This is a genomic window from Oceanobacillus iheyensis HTE831, assembly GCF_000011245.1.
GTDB classification, from domain to species: Bacteria; Bacillota; Bacilli; order Bacillales; family Amphibacillaceae; genus Oceanobacillus; species Oceanobacillus iheyensis.
In genome coordinates this window covers 1,527,019-1,549,784 of the sequence record NC_004193.1, presented here as the reverse complement: position 1 = coordinate 1,549,784, position 22,766 = coordinate 1,527,019, and the positions used below count along the sequence as shown (strand labels likewise).

The 22,766-nt window shown below is 37.0% G+C and carries 19 protein-coding genes; 2 read left to right on the top strand and 17 right to left on the bottom strand.

From position 1 onward, the window contains the following. Positions 1-22 precede the first annotated feature (22 nt). From priA to OB_RS07780, 6 genes are all read right to left on the bottom strand, one after another. Positions 23-2,431 carry a primosomal protein N' gene (gene priA, locus OB_RS07805; RefSeq protein ID WP_011065906.1) on the bottom strand — a complete coding sequence of 803 codons (2,409 nt, stop codon included), beginning with the start codon at positions 2,429-2,431 and terminating at the stop codon, positions 23-25. After that, positions 2,428-3,636 carry a bifunctional phosphopantothenoylcysteine decarboxylase/phosphopantothenate--cysteine ligase CoaBC gene (coaBC, locus tag OB_RS07800; RefSeq protein ID WP_011065905.1) on the bottom strand — a complete coding sequence of 403 codons (1,209 nt, stop codon included), beginning with the start codon at positions 3,634-3,636 and terminating at the stop codon, positions 2,428-2,430. The genes priA and coaBC overlap by 4 nt, the downstream gene beginning before the upstream one ends. Before the next feature lie 182 nt (positions 3,637-3,818). After that, on the bottom strand, positions 3,819-4,013 hold the full coding sequence (gene rpoZ / locus OB_RS07795; protein WP_011065904.1) for a DNA-directed RNA polymerase subunit omega: 195 nt from the start codon (positions 4,011-4,013) through the stop codon (positions 3,819-3,821). Next, on the bottom strand, positions 4,010-4,630 hold the full coding sequence (gene gmk, locus OB_RS07790) for a guanylate kinase (protein ID WP_011065903.1): 621 nt from the start codon (positions 4,628-4,630) through the stop codon (positions 4,010-4,012). The genes rpoZ and gmk overlap by 4 nt, the downstream gene beginning before the upstream one ends. Before the next feature lie 24 nt (positions 4,631-4,654). Next, positions 4,655-4,915: an extracellular matrix/biofilm regulator RemA gene (gene remA / locus OB_RS07785; RefSeq protein ID WP_011065902.1), complete on the bottom strand. Its 261-nt coding sequence runs from the start codon at positions 4,913-4,915 to the stop codon at positions 4,655-4,657. A 340-nt stretch (positions 4,916-5,255) separates the two neighbouring features. After that, entirely contained in the window at positions 5,256-7,910 is a 2,655-nt protein-coding gene (locus OB_RS07780) for a cation-translocating P-type ATPase (protein WP_011065901.1), read from the bottom strand. Positions 7,911-8,010: 100 nt separating this feature from the next. Between OB_RS07780 and OB_RS07775 the strand changes: the two genes are divergently transcribed. After that, positions 8,011-9,720: an Rqc2 family fibronectin-binding protein gene (locus OB_RS07775; RefSeq protein WP_011065900.1), complete on the top strand. Its 1,710-nt coding sequence runs from the start codon at positions 8,011-8,013 to the stop codon at positions 9,718-9,720. A 375-nt stretch (positions 9,721-10,095) separates the two neighbouring features. On the opposite strand, the gene OB_RS07770 is transcribed toward OB_RS07775, so the two are convergent. Further along, positions 10,096-10,518 (bottom strand): organic hydroperoxide resistance protein, encoded by a 423-nt coding sequence (locus OB_RS07770; RefSeq protein WP_011065899.1) that lies wholly within the window; start codon positions 10,516-10,518, stop codon positions 10,096-10,098. A 74-nt stretch (positions 10,519-10,592) separates the two neighbouring features. After that, positions 10,593-11,450, bottom strand: coding sequence for a LysR family transcriptional regulator (locus OB_RS07765; protein ID WP_011065898.1), 858 nt, complete (start codon positions 11,448-11,450; stop codon positions 10,593-10,595). A 126-nt stretch (positions 11,451-11,576) separates the two neighbouring features. Here OB_RS07765 and OB_RS07760 point away from each other — a divergent pair, with 126 nt between their 5' ends. Continuing rightward, positions 11,577-12,350 carry a class I SAM-dependent methyltransferase gene (locus tag OB_RS07760; RefSeq protein WP_011065897.1) on the top strand — a complete coding sequence of 258 codons (774 nt, stop codon included), beginning with the start codon at positions 11,577-11,579 and terminating at the stop codon, positions 12,348-12,350. A 136-nt stretch (positions 12,351-12,486) separates the two neighbouring features. Here OB_RS07760 and pyrE read toward each other — a convergent pair whose 3' ends face one another. The 9 genes from pyrE to pyrR form a co-directional block, all read right to left on the bottom strand. Further along, positions 12,487-13,095: an orotate phosphoribosyltransferase gene (gene pyrE, locus OB_RS07755; protein WP_011065896.1), complete on the bottom strand. Its 609-nt coding sequence runs from the start codon at positions 13,093-13,095 to the stop codon at positions 12,487-12,489. Further along, on the bottom strand, positions 13,088-13,783 hold the full coding sequence (gene pyrF / locus OB_RS07750; RefSeq protein ID WP_011065895.1) for an orotidine-5'-phosphate decarboxylase: 696 nt from the start codon (positions 13,781-13,783) through the stop codon (positions 13,088-13,090). The genes pyrE and pyrF overlap by 8 nt, the downstream gene beginning before the upstream one ends. Beyond that, positions 13,780-14,694 (bottom strand): dihydroorotate dehydrogenase, encoded by a 915-nt coding sequence (locus tag OB_RS07745; protein WP_011065894.1) that lies wholly within the window; start codon positions 14,692-14,694, stop codon positions 13,780-13,782. The genes pyrF and OB_RS07745 overlap by 4 nt, the downstream gene beginning before the upstream one ends. Then, entirely contained in the window at positions 14,691-15,446 is a 756-nt protein-coding gene (locus OB_RS07740) for a dihydroorotate dehydrogenase electron transfer subunit (protein ID WP_011065893.1), read from the bottom strand. The genes OB_RS07745 and OB_RS07740 overlap by 4 nt, the downstream gene beginning before the upstream one ends. Beyond that, positions 15,443-18,649: a carbamoyl-phosphate synthase large subunit gene (gene carB, locus OB_RS07735; protein WP_011065892.1), complete on the bottom strand. Its 3,207-nt coding sequence runs from the start codon at positions 18,647-18,649 to the stop codon at positions 15,443-15,445. The genes OB_RS07740 and carB overlap by 4 nt, the downstream gene beginning before the upstream one ends. After that, entirely contained in the window at positions 18,642-19,742 is a 1,101-nt protein-coding gene (locus OB_RS07730; protein WP_011065891.1) for a carbamoyl phosphate synthase small subunit, read from the bottom strand. Before OB_RS07730 ends, carB begins: the two co-directional genes overlap by 8 nt. Next, positions 19,729-21,021 (bottom strand): dihydroorotase, encoded by a 1,293-nt coding sequence (locus OB_RS07725; RefSeq protein ID WP_011065890.1) that lies wholly within the window; start codon positions 21,019-21,021, stop codon positions 19,729-19,731. Before OB_RS07725 ends, OB_RS07730 begins: the two co-directional genes overlap by 14 nt. Further along, positions 20,978-21,907, bottom strand: coding sequence for an aspartate carbamoyltransferase catalytic subunit (locus OB_RS07720; RefSeq protein WP_011065889.1), 930 nt, complete (start codon positions 21,905-21,907; stop codon positions 20,978-20,980). Before OB_RS07720 ends, OB_RS07725 begins: the two co-directional genes overlap by 44 nt. A 172-nt stretch (positions 21,908-22,079) precedes the next feature. After that, positions 22,080-22,622 carry a bifunctional pyr operon transcriptional regulator/uracil phosphoribosyltransferase PyrR gene (gene pyrR / locus OB_RS07715; protein WP_011065888.1) on the bottom strand — a complete coding sequence of 181 codons (543 nt, stop codon included), beginning with the start codon at positions 22,620-22,622 and terminating at the stop codon, positions 22,080-22,082. Positions 22,623-22,766: the final 144 nt, after the last annotated feature.

The following is a 22,766-nucleotide window of genomic DNA, read 5'->3' as shown; positions in this document are numbered from 1 at the left end:
CCTTCTTTCATTGAACACTTATTTACATCATATAATACGGTTGCATATCGATAGTTAATTGCATTTGTTGCTTTCTAATTTCATCCGAAAAATGATCCTGTATATGTCCTAGATATTCATGCAAATTCGGCTCATTTTTGTATTTTATCATGCATTGATAGCGATATCTATCTTTGATCCTAGGCACTGGAGATGGGGTTGGACCTAATACTGTAGTCCTTTCTTCCACAATATTGGAAAGCATCTGTACAATTTCCTGGGTAACTTGAATTGCTCTCGCATGATTTTCATGAGCTACTGTTATTAATCCTAAAAACACATAAGGTGGATATTGAAATGCCTTTCTCATCGCCATTTCTTTCCGATAGAAGTTGTCGTAATCATACACAGATGCAAACTCAATACTATAATGTTCTGGTGTATACGTCTGAACAATTACTTCCCCTGGAAGCTCATGTCTCCCAGCTCTTCCACTAACCTGCGTTAGTAATTGGAAGGTTCGTTCCGATGATCGAAAGTCTGGGATGTGTAACATCGAGTCTGCAGAAAGTACCCCCACTAATGTAACATTAGCAAAATCAAGACCCTTAGCAATCATTTGTGTCCCTAATAAAATATCTGCCTTTTTCTCGGAAAACTGTCTCAGGAGTTTTTCATGGGAACCTTTTCTTCTTGTTGTATCGACATCCATCCTAATTACTCTAGCCTCAGGTATTTGTTTTGCTAAAGCTTCTTCTACTTTTTGTGTACCTGTACCGAAATATCGAATTAAATCACTTTCACACTCAGGGCAAGTCTGTGGCACCGATTGTTCATAAGAACAATAATGGCATTTCAAACGCTGTGTATTTTTATGATAAGTCAGTGCAATATCACAATGGGGACATTCGCATACGTGTCCACAATCTCTACACATGACAAATGTAGAATATCCACGACGATTTAATAAAAGTACAATTTGTTCTCCGCGACGTAATCTTTCATCCATCTGTTCCATTAATGGTCGAGAAAACATCGATCGATTACCAGCATGTAATTCATTACGCATATCTACAATCTCAACCTTTGGCATGGTTTGATGATTGGTTCTCTCCTGTAATGTTAATAGGGTATATACATTTTTGGAGGCTCTAGCAAAGGATTCAAGCGATGGAGTGGCACTCCCAAGCACAACCGGACATTGATGATACGCTGCTCTTTCTATCGCGACATCTCTTGCATGGTAACGGGGTTGATCCTCTTGTTTATAAGTCGTTTCATGCTCTTCGTCTATAATAATTATTCCTAAATTTTCAAAAGGAGCAAATATTGCTGAACGAGCACCTACAACTACCTGTACTTCTTGTCGATGAATTTTCCTCCATTCATCGTACTTTTCTCCGGAAGATAATCCACTATGCATTACTGCTACTTTACTACCGAATCTTCCTTTAAATCTATTTACCATTTGAGGTGTTAGAGAAATTTCTGGTACAAGCACAATAGCCTCTTTACCTTCCTCGATTACTTGTTGAATCGCTTGTAAGTAAATCTCAGTTTTCCCACTACCAGTTACCCCATGTAATAAGAAAGTTTCATTGATGTGGTTATCCAGACTATATTTTATTGGTTCCATAGCTTGGGCTTGTTCTTTCGTTAGATTTAGTGGGAAAGTAGGTTCGATATATTGATCTTTGTATGGATCACGAAAGACTTCTTTCTTATAGGTTTTGATTATTCCCTTTTCTTCAATTGCCTTTACTGTTTGTACAGAAGTATTGGTTTCTTGTAATAGTTGTTTCTTATCTATTTCACTCTGATTATCTGCAAGATACGTTAATAATTGCTTTTGTTTACTCGCATTCTTCGGTAAACTCATTATCTCCTCTTCTAACTGAATTGGGGATTTTGAAGGAACTACCATCGTTTGATATTTCTTCGTGATTCTAGATTGCACATGATATGACACTGATAAATCTCCAGAATCAATATGATTTTTAATTATTCTATAAGAGATGGTTGATTTTCCAACCTCATCAAAATCGATCGACTCACGACTAGCAAATAATGCCTCAAGCTCATCTGGTAATTCGGCTTCTGTCTCTCTCACTAAGTCTTTGCTATACTGTGATTTTAAAACCTGTGGAAGCATCGTTTGCAGAACAGTAATAGAAAGACTTAATGTTTTCTCAGAAACCCACCTACTTAAACTTAATAACTCATCTGTTAGAACAGGGGTTATATCCAAAACATCAATGATATCTTTTACCTTTGATAAAGAAGTTCCATCCTTAACACCTGTCACAAATCCCATAATTTTTCTTGGCCCAAAGGGTACAATTACTCTCATCCCCTTTTGGATAACCCCCTGAAACTGTTCAGGAATACAATAATCGAATGTTTGATTTGTTGAACTAGATGGCACATCCACAATAACACTAGCTATATTCAACGGTCATCATCCTTTAAGTCTTGGGAAATTAATTCAAATAATTGATAAGCTATATCTGATTTTGTTGCTTGATGAATTGATTTTTGCTGTTTTTTCTTATTAATATACGTAACAATATTCGTGTCTCCCTCAAAACCTGCACCATCTGAACTAATATCGTTTACTACAATTGCATCTAAATTTTTACGATCTAGCTTTCCTAATCCGTATTCAATCGGTGTATCTGTTTCAGCAGCAAACCCTACTAAAAATTGATGTCTCTTCTGCTCACCTAGTGTTGCTAATATATCTTTTGTTCTTTCCATTTCAATTGTATAATCTCTATCCTTTTTCTTCATCTTTCCTTGATGCATGAATTTAGGACGATAATCAGCAACCGCTGCTGATTTAATTACTATATCTTGATGGTCAAACCGACTTGTAATCTCATCGTACATCTCTTGAGCAGAGGTTATATCGATTCGATTAATATTAGGATGATTAGTTTGTAAACTTACCGGACCTGAAACAAGTGTAACTTCAGCCCCTAGATTTGCGGCTGCTTCTGCCAAGGCAAATCCCATTTTCCCCGATGAACGATTGGAGAAAAAACGGACAGGATCTACGGTTTCTCGTGTAGGACCTGCAGAAATAAGGATTTTCTTCCCATGTAAATATTGTTGTTTTGATACATGTCTTTGGATAACAGATACAATCTCTTCAGGTTCTTCTAGTCTCCCTTTACCAACATAACCACATGCTAAATAACCTGCACCCGGTTCAATAAAGTGATATCCCCAAGATTCAAGTTGTTTCATATTATTCATGACGGCTGGATGAGCATACATATGTACATTCATTGCAGGCGCTATATAGACTTCTGCCTGTGTCGCTAACATAGTAGTTGAGAGCATATCGTCTGCTTGTCCACTAGCCAGTTTGCTAATAATATTTGCTGTAGCTGGAGCAATAATGGCAATATCCGCCCAATCAGCTATATCAATATGTGCTATTTTTTTCGGATTTTTTTCATCAAATGTGTCTGTATACACTGGATTTCTAGTCAATGCTTGAAAAGTTAGCGGTGAAACAAATTCTTGTGCGCTTTCTGTCATTATCACTCTGACTTCTGCACCTGCTTGAGTTAGTTTACTTGCCAGACCACAAGCCTTATATACAGCTATCCCACCGGAGACACCAAGTAAAATTTTCTTGTTTTGTAGCATGACTCTACCCCCTTCAACTATCCGATCCTTCTAATTTATTTATAACATATAATACGAACAATCGCTTTTCAAAAGTATTAACGATACTTAGAACAGGAACCTGACTATTACAGTTATTCCGTTACTTTATCATTTAATAAACAACAATGAAAAACCCTCCGCATTATGGCAGAGGGTCCATCTTAATTCTCAATATATAGTTTGCCTGCTTCAATCTCTTCAAGAGCCATACCGACAAACTTATGAGATTTAGACTTTTCAACTAATGGTTGATTTGTCTCACTCAGTTGTCTTGCTCTTCTTGCAGATAATGTTACTAGACTGTATTTAGATTTAATTCGTTTTTGTAAAGAGTCAATAGAAGGTTCTAACATCATGATAACCCATCCTCCAGTATCTTTTTATATTGTTTTGCAATTCGCTCTCGTTTCAAATGCTCACTTTTGATTATTGTTTTTACTTTATCTACCGCATGCTGTACTTTATCATTAACCACTACATAATCATAAGCATCCATCATCTCGATTTCATTGCGAGCTTCCTTTAATCGATTTAAAACCAATTCTTGGGATTCTGTTCCACGACTCACAATGCGGTTTTTTAACTCATCAAGACTTGGTGGGAACAAGAATATAAATACGCCTTCTGGGAAATTTTCTTTTACTTGCAATGCACCTTGCACTTCTATTTCTAAGAAAACATCTTGACCATTTTCTAACGTTTCTTCCACATAGTTACGAGGTGTTCCATAATAATTATTGACATATTGAGCATATTCTAAAAGCTGGCCGTCTTTAATTAATTGTTCAAATTCTTCTTTCGTTTTATAAAAATAATCAACACCATCTACTTCACCAGGTCGTCTATCTCTTGTTGTCATAGAAATAGAGTATTGTAAATCTGTTTCTTCTTCAAATAGTTTCTTTCTTACCGTCCCTTTTCCCACTCCGGATGGGCCAGATAGAATAAATAAAATGCCTTTCTCTTTTATCAACTTATTTCCTCCTACTATGTGATTCTACTCATCTGAAATTTCATCGTTACTAATTACTCGCTGACCAACAGTTTCTGGCTGTACAGCAGAAAGAACAACATGGTCACTATCTGTAATTATAACTGCTCTTGTACGTCTACCATATGTAGCATCCACTAGTTTATTATTATCTCTAGCAACAGTTATAATACGCTTAATAGGTGCCGACTCCGGTGAAACAATTGAAATTATTCGATTGGCAGAAACAACGTTACCAAAACCAATATTTATTAGACTTAAATTCAACTTACTTCCCCCTCAATCATATTACAACTACTTTTTCTCTAATTATTCATCTCTAATAGTAACATTATACTTTATCTTTATCGAATTTTATACCATAAATTTGCAAGACACAATACGTATAGAAGAGTTAGAAGAGAAAAAATATTGCGCAAACCAATTTTAGAATTATAATATCTTTGGATAAGCGGCGACAACTAACAAGACGAAGAGGGATTTTAAATTTATTTAAAATCGAAATAATCACAGTAAATAAAAACAAAAGACCCGAATTTCTACAGCACTGACTTTCAGAGGAGTAAAAATTCGGGAAAGTACTATTTTCATTTAGTAAAAGGTTCAGTTATTTTTTTGAATAACCAAAAAGTACAGTCGGTATTGCTCCTAACCCAACGACTAACAGCCAATCTATAATGCTGAGAGCAGTTGTATGGAAAATAGGTTGAAGCGGTGCCCAGTAAATCACAACAAATAACAATAATAATGAGGAAAGCACGGCATAAACAAGGTACATATTTCCAAATGGATTTCTTGCAAAAACCGAATGTTCACTACGACAATCAAATACATGAATCAATTGTGCAACTACTAATGTAGCAAATGCAGTAGTCTGCGCATAAATTAAATGCTCTGGATTATTTTGATACGTAACCATGAAAGCAATAAGTGTAACAATCCCTATCAAAATCCCTCGTGATACAATCTTATAACCTAATCCTCTTGAAAAAATACCTTCTCTTGGATTCCTTGGCCCACGCTTCATTACATCGCCTTCCGCTTTATCCACCCCAAGAGCCATTGCAGGTAATCCATCCGTCACTAAATTCACCCAAAGTATTTGTACTGGAACGAGGGGTAACGGTAATGCTAGTAACATAGCAAATAACATGACTAGTATCTCTCCAACATTCGATGCTAAAAGATATCGTATAAATTTCCGTATATTTTCATAGATGTTTCTGCCTTCATTGATTGCTGATTTAATAGTTGCAAAGTTATCGTCCATTAATACGAGGGATGAAGCTTCTTTGGTTACATCAGTACCGTTAATCCCCATACTTATTCCGATATCACTTGCTTTGATTGCCGGAGCATCATTTACTCCATCTCCAGTCATTGCAACTATATGTCCTTTATTTTGAAAAGCTTTTACAATTCGTAATTTATGTTCTGGAGTAACCCTAGCAAAAACGTATGCATCCTCTATTATATTTTCCAATTCCTGATCCGACATGTTGTTTAATTGTTTACCTTCAAATACGAGCCCGTTTTCTGGTATCAATTGTAAATGACTAGCAATTGCTCGAGCAGTATGTGCATGATCTCCTGTTATCATTACCGTTTTAATACCTGCTTCTTTACATTCTCGTATCGCTGACTTCACTTCTTTTCTAGGTGGATCCATTAATCCATACAATCCGATAAATGTTAGTTCATTTTCAATCATTGCACTGTCTATATCCATATTATTCGGTAAAATACGCACCCCAATCGCAATTGTACGAAGCGCTTTTCCTGCCATATGATAAACAGCTTCCTCAATCGCTCTGGTGTCTTCTTTTTTTAATAGTGAACGTCCATTTTCATCTAAATTATAGGTAGAGCGTGGTAATAGTACATCGGGAGCTCCTTTTGTAATAAGCATCTTCATCCCATTCTTATCTTCAACGACTACACTCATTCGTTTGCGATCAGAATCAAATGGTAATTCTTTTATAACATGATAATCTTCTTTTCTATCAGCTTGCAGCCCTAATTTTCGTGCTGCAACTAATAAAGCTCCATCTGTTGGATCTCCGTCAATGAAGTTTTTTCCTTTTTTCACCATTAATTGAGAATGGTTACATATCAATCCATACAGTAACATTGTCTCTAAGTTTGGATGCGTTCGTTCCACTTTATTCTTATTCAAAAAGAAGTCACCTTGAGTTTGATAGCCATCTCCTGTTACATATAAATATTCCCCATTCAAATACATTTCTTTAACGGTCATTTGATTTTCCGTCATGGTTCCTGTTTTATCGGAACAAACAACAGACGCACATCCTAATGTTTCTACTGCTGATAATTTACGTACAATTGCTTTCTTTCGTATCATTCGTTGTACTCCAAGAGACAACGCCACTGTCACGATTGCGGGGAGTCCTTCCGGAATAGCTGCTACCGCAAGTGAGACACCTGCCAAAAACATTTCGTACATAGGATGGCCTTGTACTACCCCTACTCCTACTACCAGCACAGTCAATAAGAGAGCAACAACAATCAAAATTTTCCCCAATTCAGCAAGTTTCATCTCAAGTGGAGTTATTGTTTTTTTCGTGCCTTGAATGAGAGATGCTATCTGACCCATCACTGTCTTCATACCCGTCCCAACAACAACACCTGTTCCAGAACCACGAGTAACCATTGTTCCCATAAATCCCATATTCGTTTGGTCTTGAACATCTAGGTTATCAGCAGTTATTGCTGTCGCATGTTTGCTTACAGGTAGGGATTCTCCAGTCAATGCAGATTCCTCGGTCTCCAGACCGTTAGACTTAATTATACGAATATCAGCTGGTATACGATCTCCACTATTAATGCGTACTACATCTCCGACAACGATATCTCGAGAAGATATTTTTTCCCACTGTTTTTCACGTAATACACTAGCAATCGGTGCAGATAGCTCTTTTAATTTTTCTAGTGAGTTTTCTGCTTTTTGTTCTTGAAAAAAACCAATACATCCATTTATTAATACAATCACCATAATTGCAATTGCATCAATATATTCTCCAAGTAAACCAGCGATTAATGTTGCGGCTAACAAAACCAATACCATAAAATCTTGAAATTGCTTAAAAAATAGAATCCAATTTGAAACTTGCTTTTTAGATTCTAATATGTTTTCGCCATGTTGTTTTCTTCTTTCCACTGCTTGTTTGTTATTTAGACCGCGATTTGAAATTACTTGGAGCTTCTGCTCTACTTTTTCTACATCTAATTGATACCATTTCATCAGCATTCCTCCGACAAAGTATAGATTGTACAAGCTCTTAATCCATATCTATGCCGTTCGCAGCAAAAAAATGCTATAATGTCGCAAGAGGTGATTTATTATGCCATTTGATGGTATTGTTACTAGAGCTATAACCGAAGAGTTAGAAAATAAAATCGTTCGTGGTAAAATTGCAAAAATCTATCAACCAACCGATAGTGAAATTGTCATGACTGTAAGAAACAATTCTGTTAATCAAACTTTGTTATTTTCGATACATCCAACCTATGCTAGATTCCACGTAACAAATGATAACTTTACGAACCCGAAAGAACCTCCAATGTTTTGTATGATTTTACGAAAGCATTTATCTGGAGCTATTATTGAAAAAATTGAACAAAAAAGTTTAGAGCGAATTGTAATATTTTCTATACGTACAAGGAATGAAATTGGCGATATCAGCTATAAACAACTAATCATTGAACTAATGGGAAAACATAGTAACCTTATCTTAATTGATCAGGAAAAAGGTTCTATCATCGATAGCTTAAAACATATATCTTATTCTCAAAATCGTCATCGGTCCATCCTTCCTGGACAATCATATCAATCTCCACCAGATCAGCAAAAGTTCCATCCATTAGAACTTTCAAGTGAACAATTTATTCAAAAGATTGATTTTAATTCAGGTAAAATTGACCAGCAAATGTTGCAAATGCTCGAGGGTTTTTCTCCATTAATTACAAAGGATCTTGCATCAAGCGTAGCGTTAGGAACAAATGAACAATATCAATCCATGTTTGAAGAAGTACAACACCGACTAGCTTCACATGAGTATATTCCAACAATCTACAAGAATGGAAAAGAAGATTTCCACGTACTTCCATTAACATCAAAAAGTAATGCAGAGAATGAATCTTTTGAATCGGTAAATCAAATGTTAGATACGTTCTATTCAGGAAAAGCAGAACGAGATAGAGTAAAACAACAAGCAAAGGATTTATATCGATTTATAAAAAATGAAAAACAGAAAAATGAACGGAAACTTAAAAAACATCAGCAAACAGTTCAAAAATCAGAGCATGCCGATGAATATCAACGATTAGGAGAACTTTTAACTGCTCACATGCATGAAGTTCAATTAGGCGATAAGCAGGTAGAAGTAATTGATTATTATGACCCTGACCAAAAAAAGGTGTTAATCAAACTAAACCCTCAAAAATCACCTAGTGAAAATGCACAAAGTTATTTTAAAACGTATGCTAAATTAAAGAAATCAAGACAGGTTATGCAGTCAGAAATGAAGCGTACAGACTTGGAAATCCAATATTTAGATCAGTTGTTACAACAACTAGATGTCGCTAGTACAGATGATATCGAGGAAATACGCGAAGAGTTAAGAGAAGAAGGTTATTTAAAAAAACAACGGCAAGCGAAGAAGAAAAAGAAGCCACAAAAACCAGCACCAGAAGAGTATATTTCATCAGATGGTACGACAATCCTTGTCGGCAAAAACAATAAACAAAATGAATATGCAACCATGCGGTTAGCACATCGGGATGATATTTGGTTGCATACAAAAGATATCCCCGGATCTCATGTGATCATTCGTGATAAGCAAGCGAGTGAACGAACGATAATAGAAGCTGCTCAATTAGCTGCTTATTTTAGTAAATCACAGCAATCTTCTTCGGTACCAGTAGATTATACATCCATTCGTCATGTCAGAAAACCTAATGGTGCCAAACCAGGTTATGTTATCTATGACAATCAAAAAACGATTTATGTAACACCATCTAAAGAAATTGTCGATCGATTAAAAAAAGGATAAAGTAAGCTTTTGCTTAGAAAAAAGGTTCAAACCTCTTTTGGTTTGAACCTTTTATTATTGTCTAGGAAATTATAAAATTTTGGTGCTGTGGAAAAACAACTAAGTTATTTAGCCACGTCCAGCTCCAGCGCCCATCACCTATTGTCCTTCAGGAAACCTCCTTACGATAAAGAAGACTGCCGAATGTTCTTTATGAGGCATAGTCGCACTTATACCCTTGCGGTGAAAGTCAACATCGATTCGCATACGCTTATCGTGTTTCCTTTATCTCAAAGAAATAAAGAAGTTCGACCAGTCGAACCACCCCTTGAAAAACAGGGGCGCAGGACATACGGTGATTAACGGGCGCTTGCGCTTTTGTTCTATATTTCCTTATTAAACAGCTTCTGGTTTTAACGTTACTTCGATATTGCCTCGAGTTGCTTTTGAATAAGGGCAGAAATCATGTGCTGCTTCTGCTAATTCTTGTGCTTCATCTTGGCTAACGCCTTCTATTTTAATATGGAGTGTAGCTCCAATTTTAAAGCCGCCGTCAGAAGGATCTTTCATAAAATGGACATCTGCTGTTGTCTCTGAACTGATTTTCTTTCCTTTTTCAGATGCCACATGATTAAGAGCACCATCATAACAAGCGGAATATCCTGCAGCAAATAGTTGCTCTGGATTAGATCCTTTTTTATCGGTATTACCTTTAGCAGGGTTAACTAACTCTACATCAATAATCCCATCATTTGATTTCACATGTCCATCTCTACCATTTTTTGCTGTGGCTGTTGAAGTAAATAGAATATCACTCATACGATCACTACTCCTTATTATTTTAACGTATAGTTCTTATATTTCCGTTACATTCGATTTGTAAACATAAAAATTTAAAAAGTAGTGTTCTGCAGTAATTCTAGAAAATGATCTACCTGTGGTAATTTGCGTATACCTTCTTGATAACATACCCACGTATCCCGTGTTACCGCCTTCCCATTAATTTTAAGCGCAATATGTGGATATTCTTCTTTTAAATGATCCGAAACACTTTCAGGTAAAACCGCCATGCCAATTCCTTGCTTCATAAACTGTTTGCATGTTTCGATTTGATCTACGGTCAATGTTTTTTCGGGCTTAATAAATTCTTGGTGATGATATAACCAATTATCTACAAGTTCGTGCATACTGTCATCACTTTTAAAAGAAATTAACGGCCTTTCTTTTGCATGATTAGATGGAAATGGTTCTGTGTCAAACATATACAGTGGATCATCAAATAAATGAACCGAAGTCGATTCCTTTAGCTTCTCTCCACGTATGATACAAATATGGTACTTTTTGTGATTTCGTCTAATATCTTCACTAATACCTGTAACTAAGTCAATTGCGACTTTCGGATACTTAGCTGTAAATTCACCTAAAATACTCGGTAAAAATCGCTGGCTAATTAAGGTAGAACACGCAATTGCGAGAGTTCCTTGGATTTCTTCTCCAGTCTCCGCCAATCGGTTCTTTAAGACTTTTTCTTGATGTATGACTTGCTTTGCATGCTGAATAACGATCTCCCCGGCAGGAGTTGGTAATAGACGTTTAGAAGTACGGATAAATATCGCCTCACCGAAATATTCCTCCATATATTTTAAGCGTTGAGTAACAGCTGGTTGAGAAATCAATACAGCTTTAGCCGTTCCACGAATGGTACCAATTTCATTTAAACGGATTAATAATTCATAATCATCCATCCTCATTCAAACACCTCATATAAGTATATATTATCAATATTAATCAATTTATTGTATTTTACTTATTATATAATACCACATAAACTATTAGTAAATGAAATTGTAAAAATTATATAGAAAGGGAAGATGTTGATGGATGAAAAATCATTAGTAAAAAAAGTCTTCGCTCAGAATAGTGATGCGTATATTAAAAGTACAACTCATGCAAATGTAAAAGAATTAGAGAAGATGATCACGTGGACAGTTCCAAATAAAAGAATGCTTATGTTAGATATTGCAACTGGTGGAGGGCATGTAGCAAAAAAATATGCTCCTTACGTAGAAAATGTGATCGCAGCTGATTTAACTCCAGAAATGCTTCAAGTAGCGCGTACTCATTTAAGGGATTATACAAATATTCAATATGTAGTCGCTGATGCTGAGAACTTGCCGTTTTTAGATGAATCTTTTGATCTCGTAAGCTGCCGAATTGCAGCTCATCATTTCCCAAATCCTACAAAATTTATAGAAGAAGCAACTCGAGTACTAAAATCAAAAGGTACATTTATTTTTGTTGATAATATTTCCAGTGAAGATAACGAACTTGACTCTTACGTAAACGAATTAGAAAAATTACGTGATCCTAGTCATATACGATCGTTAAAGGTTTCTGAATGGAAACAAATTATTTCTCATTACCCGTTAACTATGAGGAAGGAACAACTTCATAAGAAAATTCTTCCCTTTCAAGATTGGGTTGAGCGTACTGTTAAAGATTCATCTCAAAAAAATGCTGTGGAATCTTATCTGTTAGATGCTAATACCAAGGTGAAGGATTATCTTGATGTTAAGCAAGAAAAAGAGCAGATCCTATCATTTTCAATTGATGAATGGATGGCCATGTATCAGAAAGAAGCTCATTCATAATCGATAAATGTTTTAACAGTTTAACGATAACTCTAATATGACTTAAGGACCTTTCCTTTACATGGGCATAGTAGCTGGTGAGTCCTTGGTTTTAAAACTCACCTGGCCCCATTTTTCTATTTCGATACTAAAATATCTACAAACTTTCTCTAAAAGTCAACAATTCATTTTTTTCTTCTTCTGATAACTCACCAGAACCAATTAGTTCTTGAATTAATTCATCAAAACCGGTAATGGAATTGTAAGCGATATTTGCTTGTAAAAAAGCGTCCTTTGATTTATCCAGCCCATAAGTAAAAATGGAATAGACTGCTAAGATATTAGCCCCTGCTTGTTGTAGTGCTTTTGCAGCTTCAATAGACGATCCACCTGTAGAGATTAAATCCTCAATTACGAGTACCGTTTTTCCTTCTACACTGGCACCCTCTATTTGATTTCCTTTCCCATGTCCTTTCGGTTTAGATCTTACATACACCATCGGTAGACCTAAAAGATCAGATAACCATGCAGCATGTGATATACCTGCTGTAGCACAACCTGCTATCACATCAGGTTTAAAGCCATCTTGTTCTAGCATTAGAATAAATGCACGAGCAATATTTTTTCTTACTTTGGGATAACTCATTGTTAAACGATTATCACAATAGATGGGAGATTTTAATCCTGATGTCCAAGTAAAATATGTATCTAAATTAATCTGTACTGCTCCAATTTCTAGTAGTTCCTTTGTAATTTGTTTATTCATCCGAAGCTTCCTCCCATCGTTTCTTTGCTTCCATATATGCTGTATAAGGATGATCAGATTGCGTAATCGCTCTACCTACTACGATAAAGTCACTTCCAACTTGATTTGCCATTTCTGGTGTCGCAACACGTTTTTGATCATGAACATCCGAACTATCAAATCGTATTCCTGGGGTTAACGTTAAGAAAGATGTATCACAAGTTTTTTTGATAGAAGCTACTTCATGTACAGAGCTAACGACTCCATCCGCTCCATTAGCTTTTGCTAAGCTCGCTAAATGAGCAACATTTGCTGGAATATTTCCAGGTAAACGTAATTGATGTTGAACTACTTCTTCATCTACCGATGTTAACAGGGTTACTGCAATCAGTTTTGTTTGTGAATGTTCAAGTCCACGCTTCGCCTGAGCAATCATTTCACTTCCGCCAAGTGTATGTATTGTAACTAAATCGACCCCTAAGGAAGCAATATTTTTCATTGCTCGATGGACTGTATTTGGTATGTCATGTAATTTAAGATCTAAAAAAATAGAGTGATTATTCCTTTTTAATTTCTCAATTACGCTAGGGCCCTCTTTATAAAACAGTTCCATACCAACTTTAACAGGAACACCTTGCAATTCATTTTTATATAGAAATGCCTCTGTTTGTTTCCAATCAGGAAAATCTAGTGCTACAAACATGGTCATACCGTAATCCCCCTTTTTTCGATAACATCTTCTATTGAATTAAATCCATACTGCTCCAATACTTCTGGTAACTCATTTATTATATCTACACAAACAAATGGATTTTGAAAATTCGCAGTACCGACCGCAACAGCATCAGCCCCAGCTATTAGATACTCTAAAACATCTTCCGCGCTAGTGATGCCACCCATCCCGATAATCGGAATCGAAACTTGTTGCCTTACTTCATATATCATACGAATAGCAACCGGCTTTATTGCAGGACCAGACAGTCCACCGGTTTTATTGGCGATTAACGGTTTACGTGATGGTAGATGAATTTTCATTCCTGTCAATGTGTTAATCATCGATAGCCCATCTGCACCAGCTTCTTCTACGGCTTTTGCCATCTCGACAATATTATGCACATTTGGTGAAAGCTTTACATATACAGGCTTGTTACTTGCTTTCTTTACTACTTCCGTCACCTTTTTTGCCATGAAAGGGTCTGTACCAAATTGAATTCCACCTTCTTTTACATTTGGACAAGAAATATTTAATTCAAGTGCGTCTACATCTGTTGTTTGGTTAAATGAAGCTGCTACAAACTCATATTCCTCAATAGAACTACCAGCAATATTTGCAATAATGGATGTATCGTATTTTGCAAGTCGCGGCACTTCATGGTCAATTATTTGTTGGACTCCTGGATTTTGAAGACCTATTGCATTTAACATTCCTGCACTAGTTTCTGCGACACGTGGAGTTGGATTACCTAATCTTTCAAATTGAGTGGCTGCTTTCATCATTACTCCACCTAAAAGACTTAAATCATAATACTCACTGTATTCTTTTCCAAACCCAAAACAACCAGATGCCGGCATGATCGGATTTTTTAAGTTTAATCCTGGTAATTTTACTGACAGATTCATAGGACCACCTCCTCAGCAACAAAAACTGGTCCTTCACTACAGATTTTTTTATAATGATTATCCACGGTAGGCAATACACAGGCCATGCATGCACCTACGCCACATCCCATTCTTTCCTCTAGAGAAACCTTTCCTGGGATATGACTAAGTTTACTTTTCACCGCTCTTAACATTGGCAATGGACCACAGCTAAAGTATTGTGTACGATCTGTAAATTGTCCTACAATATCTGTAACGACACCGTGGGTCCCATAAGAACCATCATCGGTAACAATATACGTTTCACCAATACGGTTAAACTCTTCTTCGTAAAATACTGCATTTTTTGTCTGAAACCCAAGCACTGAGACAATATCTATCGATGTTTCTTCTGACAGCCGTTTTGCCAAGTGATACATTGGTGGAACACCTACTCCTCCTCCAATTAGCAGCACCCGTTCATCTTCAGAAATATCTATAGAAAAACCATTCCCATTCGGACCTAACACATCGATTTGCATTCCCGGTAGATAGTTTGATAATTGTTTCGTCCCATCTCCAATTGCTTTAAATACAAGTGAAACACTAGCAGTGGAAGGATCCACTGCTGCAATAGAGATCGGACGTCGTAACGTATGTCCAGGAATGTAAATGTGTACGAATTGTCCTGGTTTTGCCTGTTCACTAATTCTACTATTTTCCGCTATCATCTCAAAGGTGTCTGTAGCAATTTGTGTTACCGATAGAACAGACATTGTCTCGCGTTTTCTCATGACATGACCACCTTCTTATCTATTCCAATCGGTTTCGCACTAAACGATGTTGCATCAATAACTCGTAATATGGCGTTTACGGTATCCATATTTGTCAAACAAGCAATTCCATGTTCTACTGCTTCTCTTCGGATTAAGAATCCATCAGAACGAGGCTTTTGACCGGAATTCAAGGTGTTAATCACAAACTGGACTTGCCCTGATTCAATGATTGAGAGTACATTTGGTTCTTCTGCTCCAATCTTAGCAACTGGAACCACCGGTAATTTCCCTTCATGTTTTACATATTCTGCTGTACCTTCTGTTGCATATAGAACAAACCCTAGTTGGTGAAAATGTTCTGCTACTTCTAGCATCTCCGCCTTATCTTTATCCGCTACAGTAAGAAGTACTCCTCCTTCTTGAGGAACAGTCAAACCTGCAGCGATCATTCCTTTGTATAGTGCTTTTTCTAAGGTTCTGTCATAGCCTATCGCCTCACCAGTAGACTTCATTTCTGGCCCAAGAATCGTATCTACGCTGCGCAATTTTTCAAAAGAAAATACTGGTATCTTAACCGATACTTGATCTTGTTCTGGTAGAATTCCCGTTTCGAAACCTTGATCTGCTAGTTTTTCACCAAGAATACATCTGGTAGCGATATTTGCCATTGTAATCCCCGTAATCTTACTTAAGAAAGGAATCGTTCTACTTGCCCGAGGGTTTACTTCCAGAACATACACGTCTTCTTCGCGGATAATAAATTGGATATTTATTAATCCTTTCACTTGAAGCGCTTTTGAAATCTTTATCGCAGCGTCCAAGCATTTTTCTTTCACAGTAGTTGATAACCGTTGTGGCGGGTAGACTGCCATCGAATCTCCAGAATGAACACCTGCACGTTCGATATGTTCCATGATACCTGGAATAATCGTTGTTTCACCATCACTTATCGCATCAACTTCTACTTCCATACCTGTTAAATATTTATCAATTAAAATTGGATGAGCAGAATCGATATGACTGGACTTTTTCAGGTAATTTTCTAATTCTTGTTCATTGTATACAATTTCCATTCTACTTCCACCGATTACATAGGAAGGGCGAACAAGAACCGGGTAGCCAATCTCATTTGCTGTGTCAATTGCTTGATCTAATCGCGGCACAGCTTTCCCTTTTGGTCGAAGTATATCTAGTTCATCTAATAAGACTTCAAATTTATCACGATCCTCCGCACGATCAATTGCATCTAATCCTGTCCCAAGGATACGTACTCCTCTTCTTTCTAAGCCTTCTGCCAGATTAATTGCCGTCTGTCCACCAAACTGCACAATTACTCCTTCTGGCTGTTCTAACTCGACAACATGCATAACATCTTCTAAAGTTAATGGTTCAAAATAAAGCTTATCCGAAATTGTAAAATCGGTAGATACGGTTTCTGGGTTATTATTCATAATAATTGCTTCGTAACCCATTTCCTTAATTGCATAAACTGAATGGACGGTTGCATAATCAAATTCTATTCCTTGACCAATTCGAATTGGTCCTGAACCTAACACTAATATTTTCTTTCGCTCTGTAACAATCGATTCATTTTCTTCTTCATAGGTGCTATAGAAATAAGGTGTTTCTGAAGCAAATTCTGCTGCACAAGTGTCTACCATCTTAAACACAGGCATTATTTGATTTTCTTTACGTATCTGATAAATATCATCGACTTCCATTTCCCATAGCCTTGCTATTTCAGAATCGGATAGGCCCCATTGCTTTGCTTTTGTGAGATTTTCTAGGTTACCCACATCGCTTTTCAATATTACTTCCATATTTACAACACGTTCTATGGCATGTAAAAAGAAAGGATCGATTTTCGTATGGTTGAAAACCCAATCGACAGAATATCCCTGACGAAGCGCTTCAGCTACTAAGAAGATGCGTTCATCATCTGCTCGTATTAAGCGTTTCACTAACGTTTCCTCCGTGATATTTGCCGCTTTTTTCAAATATAGCTCCTCCGTACCTATTTCTAGTGACCGTACCCCTTTTAATAATGATTCTTCTAGGTTTCTACCTATCGCCATCACTTCTCCTGTTGCTTTCATTTGTGTTCCAAGGCGGCGATCTCCTGCAGTAAACTTATCAAATGGAAAGCGTGGGAACTTTGTAACCACATAGTCAAGCGCAGGTTCAAACATAGAGTAAGTTTTTCCTGTAATTGGATTAATAATTTCATCTAAGGAATAACCAACTGCGATTTTTGCAGCAATTTTTGCAATTGGATATCCAGTTGCCTTTGATGCAAGGGCAGATGATCTACTCACTCGCGGATTAACTTCGATAATATAGTATTGGAAACTATTCGGGTCTAGCGCCAACTGGACGTTACATCCACCTTCAATTTCTAATGCTCGAATAATTCTTAACGAAGCATTACGCAATAAGTGATATTCTCGATCACTTAATGTTTGTGATGGAGCTACTACAATTGAATCACCAGTATGAATTCCAACTGGGTCAATATTCTCCATGTTACATACTACAATAGCTTGGTCATTCTTATCCCTCATTACTTCATATTCAATTTCTTTAAATCCGGCAATGTTTCGTTCGATTAGACACTGATTCACTGGAGATAAGGATAAGCCATTTTTCGTAATTTCTTTTAAATCTTCCTCGTTATAACACATTCCACCACCAGTTCCACCGAGCGTGTAAGCAGGACGTACAATTAGTGGAAAGCCTATCGTATGAGCAAAATCAAACGCTTCTTCTACTGTATGAACAATTGCACTTTCAGGAACTGGCTCGCCCAACTCATTCATTAATTTACGAAACAGCTCTCGGTCTTCTGCTTTTTCAATGGAGGCTGGTGCTGACCCCAATAGTTGAACTTGGTGGTCTTCCAAGATCCCTTTATGAAACAGTTCCATCGCTAGATTCAGACCTGTTTGTCCTCCTAAGGTAGGTAAAATGGCATCTGGATTTTCTTTACGGATAATTTTAGTTAGGAACTCTTCTGTTAATGGCTCCATATACACTTTATCTGCTACAGTATGATCCGTCATAATGGTTGCTGGATTGGAATTAGCTAATATTACAGTATAACCTTCCTCTTTCAAAGCGTGACAAGCTTGCGTACCTGAGTAATCAAATTCCGCAGCTTGACCAATAATGATTGGTCCTGATCCGATTACAAGAATTTTGTTGATGTCTGTACGTTTAGGCATATACTTCTCCTCCTTGTTTCACTTTGCTAGCCTTAATCAGGTTTAAAAACTCATCAAATAAGAAATTCGTATCCTCCGGTCCTGGTGATGCTTCTGGATGATATTGAACTGAAAATGCCGGGAAGGCAGTATGGCGAATTCCTTCTACCGTATCATCATTTAAAGCGATCTGCGTTAATTCGAGATCTGTGTTAACTAGCGACGAAACGTTAACTGCATAGCTATGGTTTTGTGATGTTAAATACGTTTTTCCGGCTAGTAAATCCTTTACTGGATGATTCGCTCCCCGGTGACCGAATTTCATTTTTTCCGTATCTGCTCCACAAGCCAATGCCAGCAATTGATGTCCAAGGCAAATGCCGAATATAGGGATTTGGCCGAGAAGTTGTTTTATCATTTCAATTGCTTCTGGAACATCTTTTGGATCCCCAGGTCCATTCGTCAACATAATTCCATCTGGTTTTAATCGTAAGATTGCTTCCGCACTATAGTTATGAGGGACAACGGTGATATGACAGTCACGTCTTGTTAATTCTCTTAGAATCCCATGCTTTGCACCGAAATCAACCATTACTACTCGTAGCCCTCTTCCTGGTACAACATATGGTTTAATGGTCGAAGTTCGTTTCACCTGGTCTCGAGGCATTTCAGCAAGTCTTAATTGTTCTATAACGTGTTGCTCATTTTTCTGCTCATCGACCATTACTGCTCGCATTGTACCGTGCTTACGTATGATTCGAGTGAGCTTCCGTGTATCAATATTTGCAATTCCAGGAATATTATGAGCTTGTAAAAACTCATCTAAAGTCTCCTCATTTCGAAAGTTAGATGGAAATTCACTATACTCTTTTACAACAAGACCATGAATAAATGGTGTCACTGTTTCAAAATCATCGCGATTAATGCCATAATTTCCAATTAAAGGATAAGTTAATGTAACGAATTGACCACAATAACTAGGATCTGTGATGACTTCTTGATAACCTGTCATTCCAGTATTAAATACAATCTCACCACTTGATTCGGCATCACTTCCAAACGCTGTCCCATTAAAAACAGTTCCATCTTCTAGTATTAATTTACGCTTCTTCATGTTGTTTAGCCTCCTCGTATACAACTACTCCATTTACCATTGTAAGTACAGGAATTCCTTTTACTTTCCAATTATCGAAAGGTGTGTTTTTACCTTTTGAATAAAATGTTTCACGATGAATCGTTTCTTCTTTTTCTAAGTCAATAACGGTTATGTCAGCCACTGAATCTTCTTCTAATTTTCCATATGGAAGTTGAAATGTCGCTGCTGGCTTTTCAGTCATTCTTTCTACTAATTGATACAGCGTCATTTTTCCTTTTAAAACTAGATGTGTATATAAAAGCGGAAATGCTGTTTCTAGTCCTACGATTCCAAAAGGAGCTTCCTTGAATCCAACTGCTTTCTCTTCCGTAGCATGAGGTGCATGATCGGTTGCAATTAGGTCAATGGTTCCATCCATTAGACCATCGAATAGTGCTTGTTGATCTTCCGTTGAACGCAACGGAGGATTCATCTTCCAGTCTGCATTGTCGTCAGGAATATCGGTCTCATTAAGTAATAGATGGTGTGGAGAAACCTCTGCAGTTACATGTATGCCTGCTTTCTTAGCATCGCGGATTACACGTACCGATTCTTTTGTGCTAACATGACAGACATGATAATGACATCCTGTCGCTTCTGCTAATAATACATCTCTCGCAATCTGTACTGACTCACTTAAGGAAGGAATTCCAGGTAAGCTTAAACGTTCACTTACTTCTCCTTCATGCAACACACCGCCATATACGAGACTATTATCTTCACAATGTGCCACGATGGTAGTGTTATGTCGTGCTGCATCTTTCATTGCTTGATACATTTGATCTGCTGTTTGTATACCAACCCCGTCATCTGTAAAGGCAAATGCACCAGCATCGATTAGTGATTGGATATCTGTCCTTTCTTCTCCCTTTAAGCTCTTAGTAATTGATGCATAAGGTAATACACGTATATGTGCATCATCCGCTATTTTAGAAAGTAAACTCGTTAAAGCTTCTGGATGATCGGGAACTGGATTTGTATTTGGCATTGCGCATACAGTCGTATATCCACCCCTTGCAGCTGCCATTGTTCCTGTTTTAATTGTTTCCTTATGTTCTCCACCCGGTTCGCGTAAATGAATATGAACATCAATTAGTCCAGGCAACAGTAACTTTCCTTCTATATCAATATAGTTTTCTACCTTATCAGGAATCTGAGATGCAATTTTTATTATTTTATTATCTTCTATAAGTACTTCTACTTTCTCTAATTCATTAGATGGCAGTAAGCGATTTGCGTTTAATAAGATTGTTTTCATGAATAATCCCCCATTCTGATAATACGTGCATGATAATTGCCATTCGTACGTAAACCCCATTGGACATTTGTTTAAAAATCCTTGATTTTTCACTCTCTACTAAATTTGTATCTATTTCTACCCCACGATTTATCGGAGCTGGATGCATAAGAATTGCATGATCTTGTAACTTTTTATATCTTTCTTTCGTTAAACCATAGAGTGATAGGTAATCTGAAGTCTCTGCTTTATGCAGATGTCGCTCATGTTGAATTCTCAGTAACATTAACACGTCAGCTTCTTCTATGGCTTCATCCATGGTCAGGTATGGATAATCTAACGTATGGTCCTCAAATCCTGGTGCGGCACTAAAAATTACTTTCGCACCTAGTTTCGTAAGCGCCATTGCATTGGATTTAGCTACTCGACTATGTTTTATATCTCCAGCAATCACAACCTTCAACCCTTTAATTGAACCAAACTCTTGATACATCGTTAGTAGATCAAGCAAACATTGAGTTGGATGTTCTTCTTTGCCAGAACCAGCATTAATGACTGGTATGTTTAATTTTCCTCCCTGCTCCAATTCACTTATCCATTGATCTGAAGGATGTCTTATTACTAAGAAATTAGCCCCAATCGCTTCAAATGTTTTTGCTGTATCATATAACGATTCACCTTTTGCCAAACTCGATGCTTCTGTATGGAAATCCAATATCTCCACACCTAACTTTCGTTCCGCAACTGAAAAACTCATTTTTGTTCGAGTACTCGGTTCAAAAAACAGATTACCAGCAAATAATTGGCGATTTAATTGATTTGGTCGGTCTCTTAATTCATTTGCTTTTCGTATTATTTGATACATTTCATCGGCTTCCAATTGATTAACAGAAATAAAATGTCTCATCGACTTCCTCCTTCATGTATCCGTAATAACGAAGATTTAGTTATAAAAAAAGCTCTCTGCAAAATGGTTGCAGAGAGCTATACGTATCCTGGAATATATAGGTATCCAAAGATATACGTAGCCAAAAACAACCTTCCAAACCTCTCAGGATTTGATTAAAAGCTGAACATATTTATTTTTCATATAAAGATACACGATCTTCTTGATCTTGTTCACTTAGTTGAACAACAACAATTTCTCGATCCGATGTTGGTATGTTCTTCCCAACATAATCAGCACGGATAGGTAACTCACGATGCCCTCTATCCACGAGTGAACCAAGCTGGATTGTAGAGGGGCGACCAACGTCCATAACAGCATCCATTGCTGCTCGAACCGTTCTTCCAGTAAATAATACATCATCTATCAAAATAACATGTTTATCGGTTATATCCATTCCAATTGAAACAGAGTTAATCTTCGGGTCCTCTTGTTCAGATACTTTGTCAAGATCATCTCGATACATGGTAATATCTAATTCACCTAAAGGAACCTCAATAGATTCGATTTGCTTAATTTTCTGCTGGATACGCTTTGCTAGTGGAACACCTCTTGTTTTTATTCCAATCAAGACGAGATTTTCTCCACCTTTATTTTTTTCCAATATTTCATGAGACATTCTTGTTAGTGCTCGTTGTATGGATGCTGCATCCAGTATTTCCGTTTTCTTTTTCATTTGCGTATCTCACCTCAATCTAAAAATGCCCTTTTCCAAGAAAGGAAAAAGGGCATACTTTTACATGTAACATACGATCCCTTTCTAGCCTCTCTGGACTATTTTTTAAAGGTTCTATTCAACTGTTCTTCTTGTATTATTCCA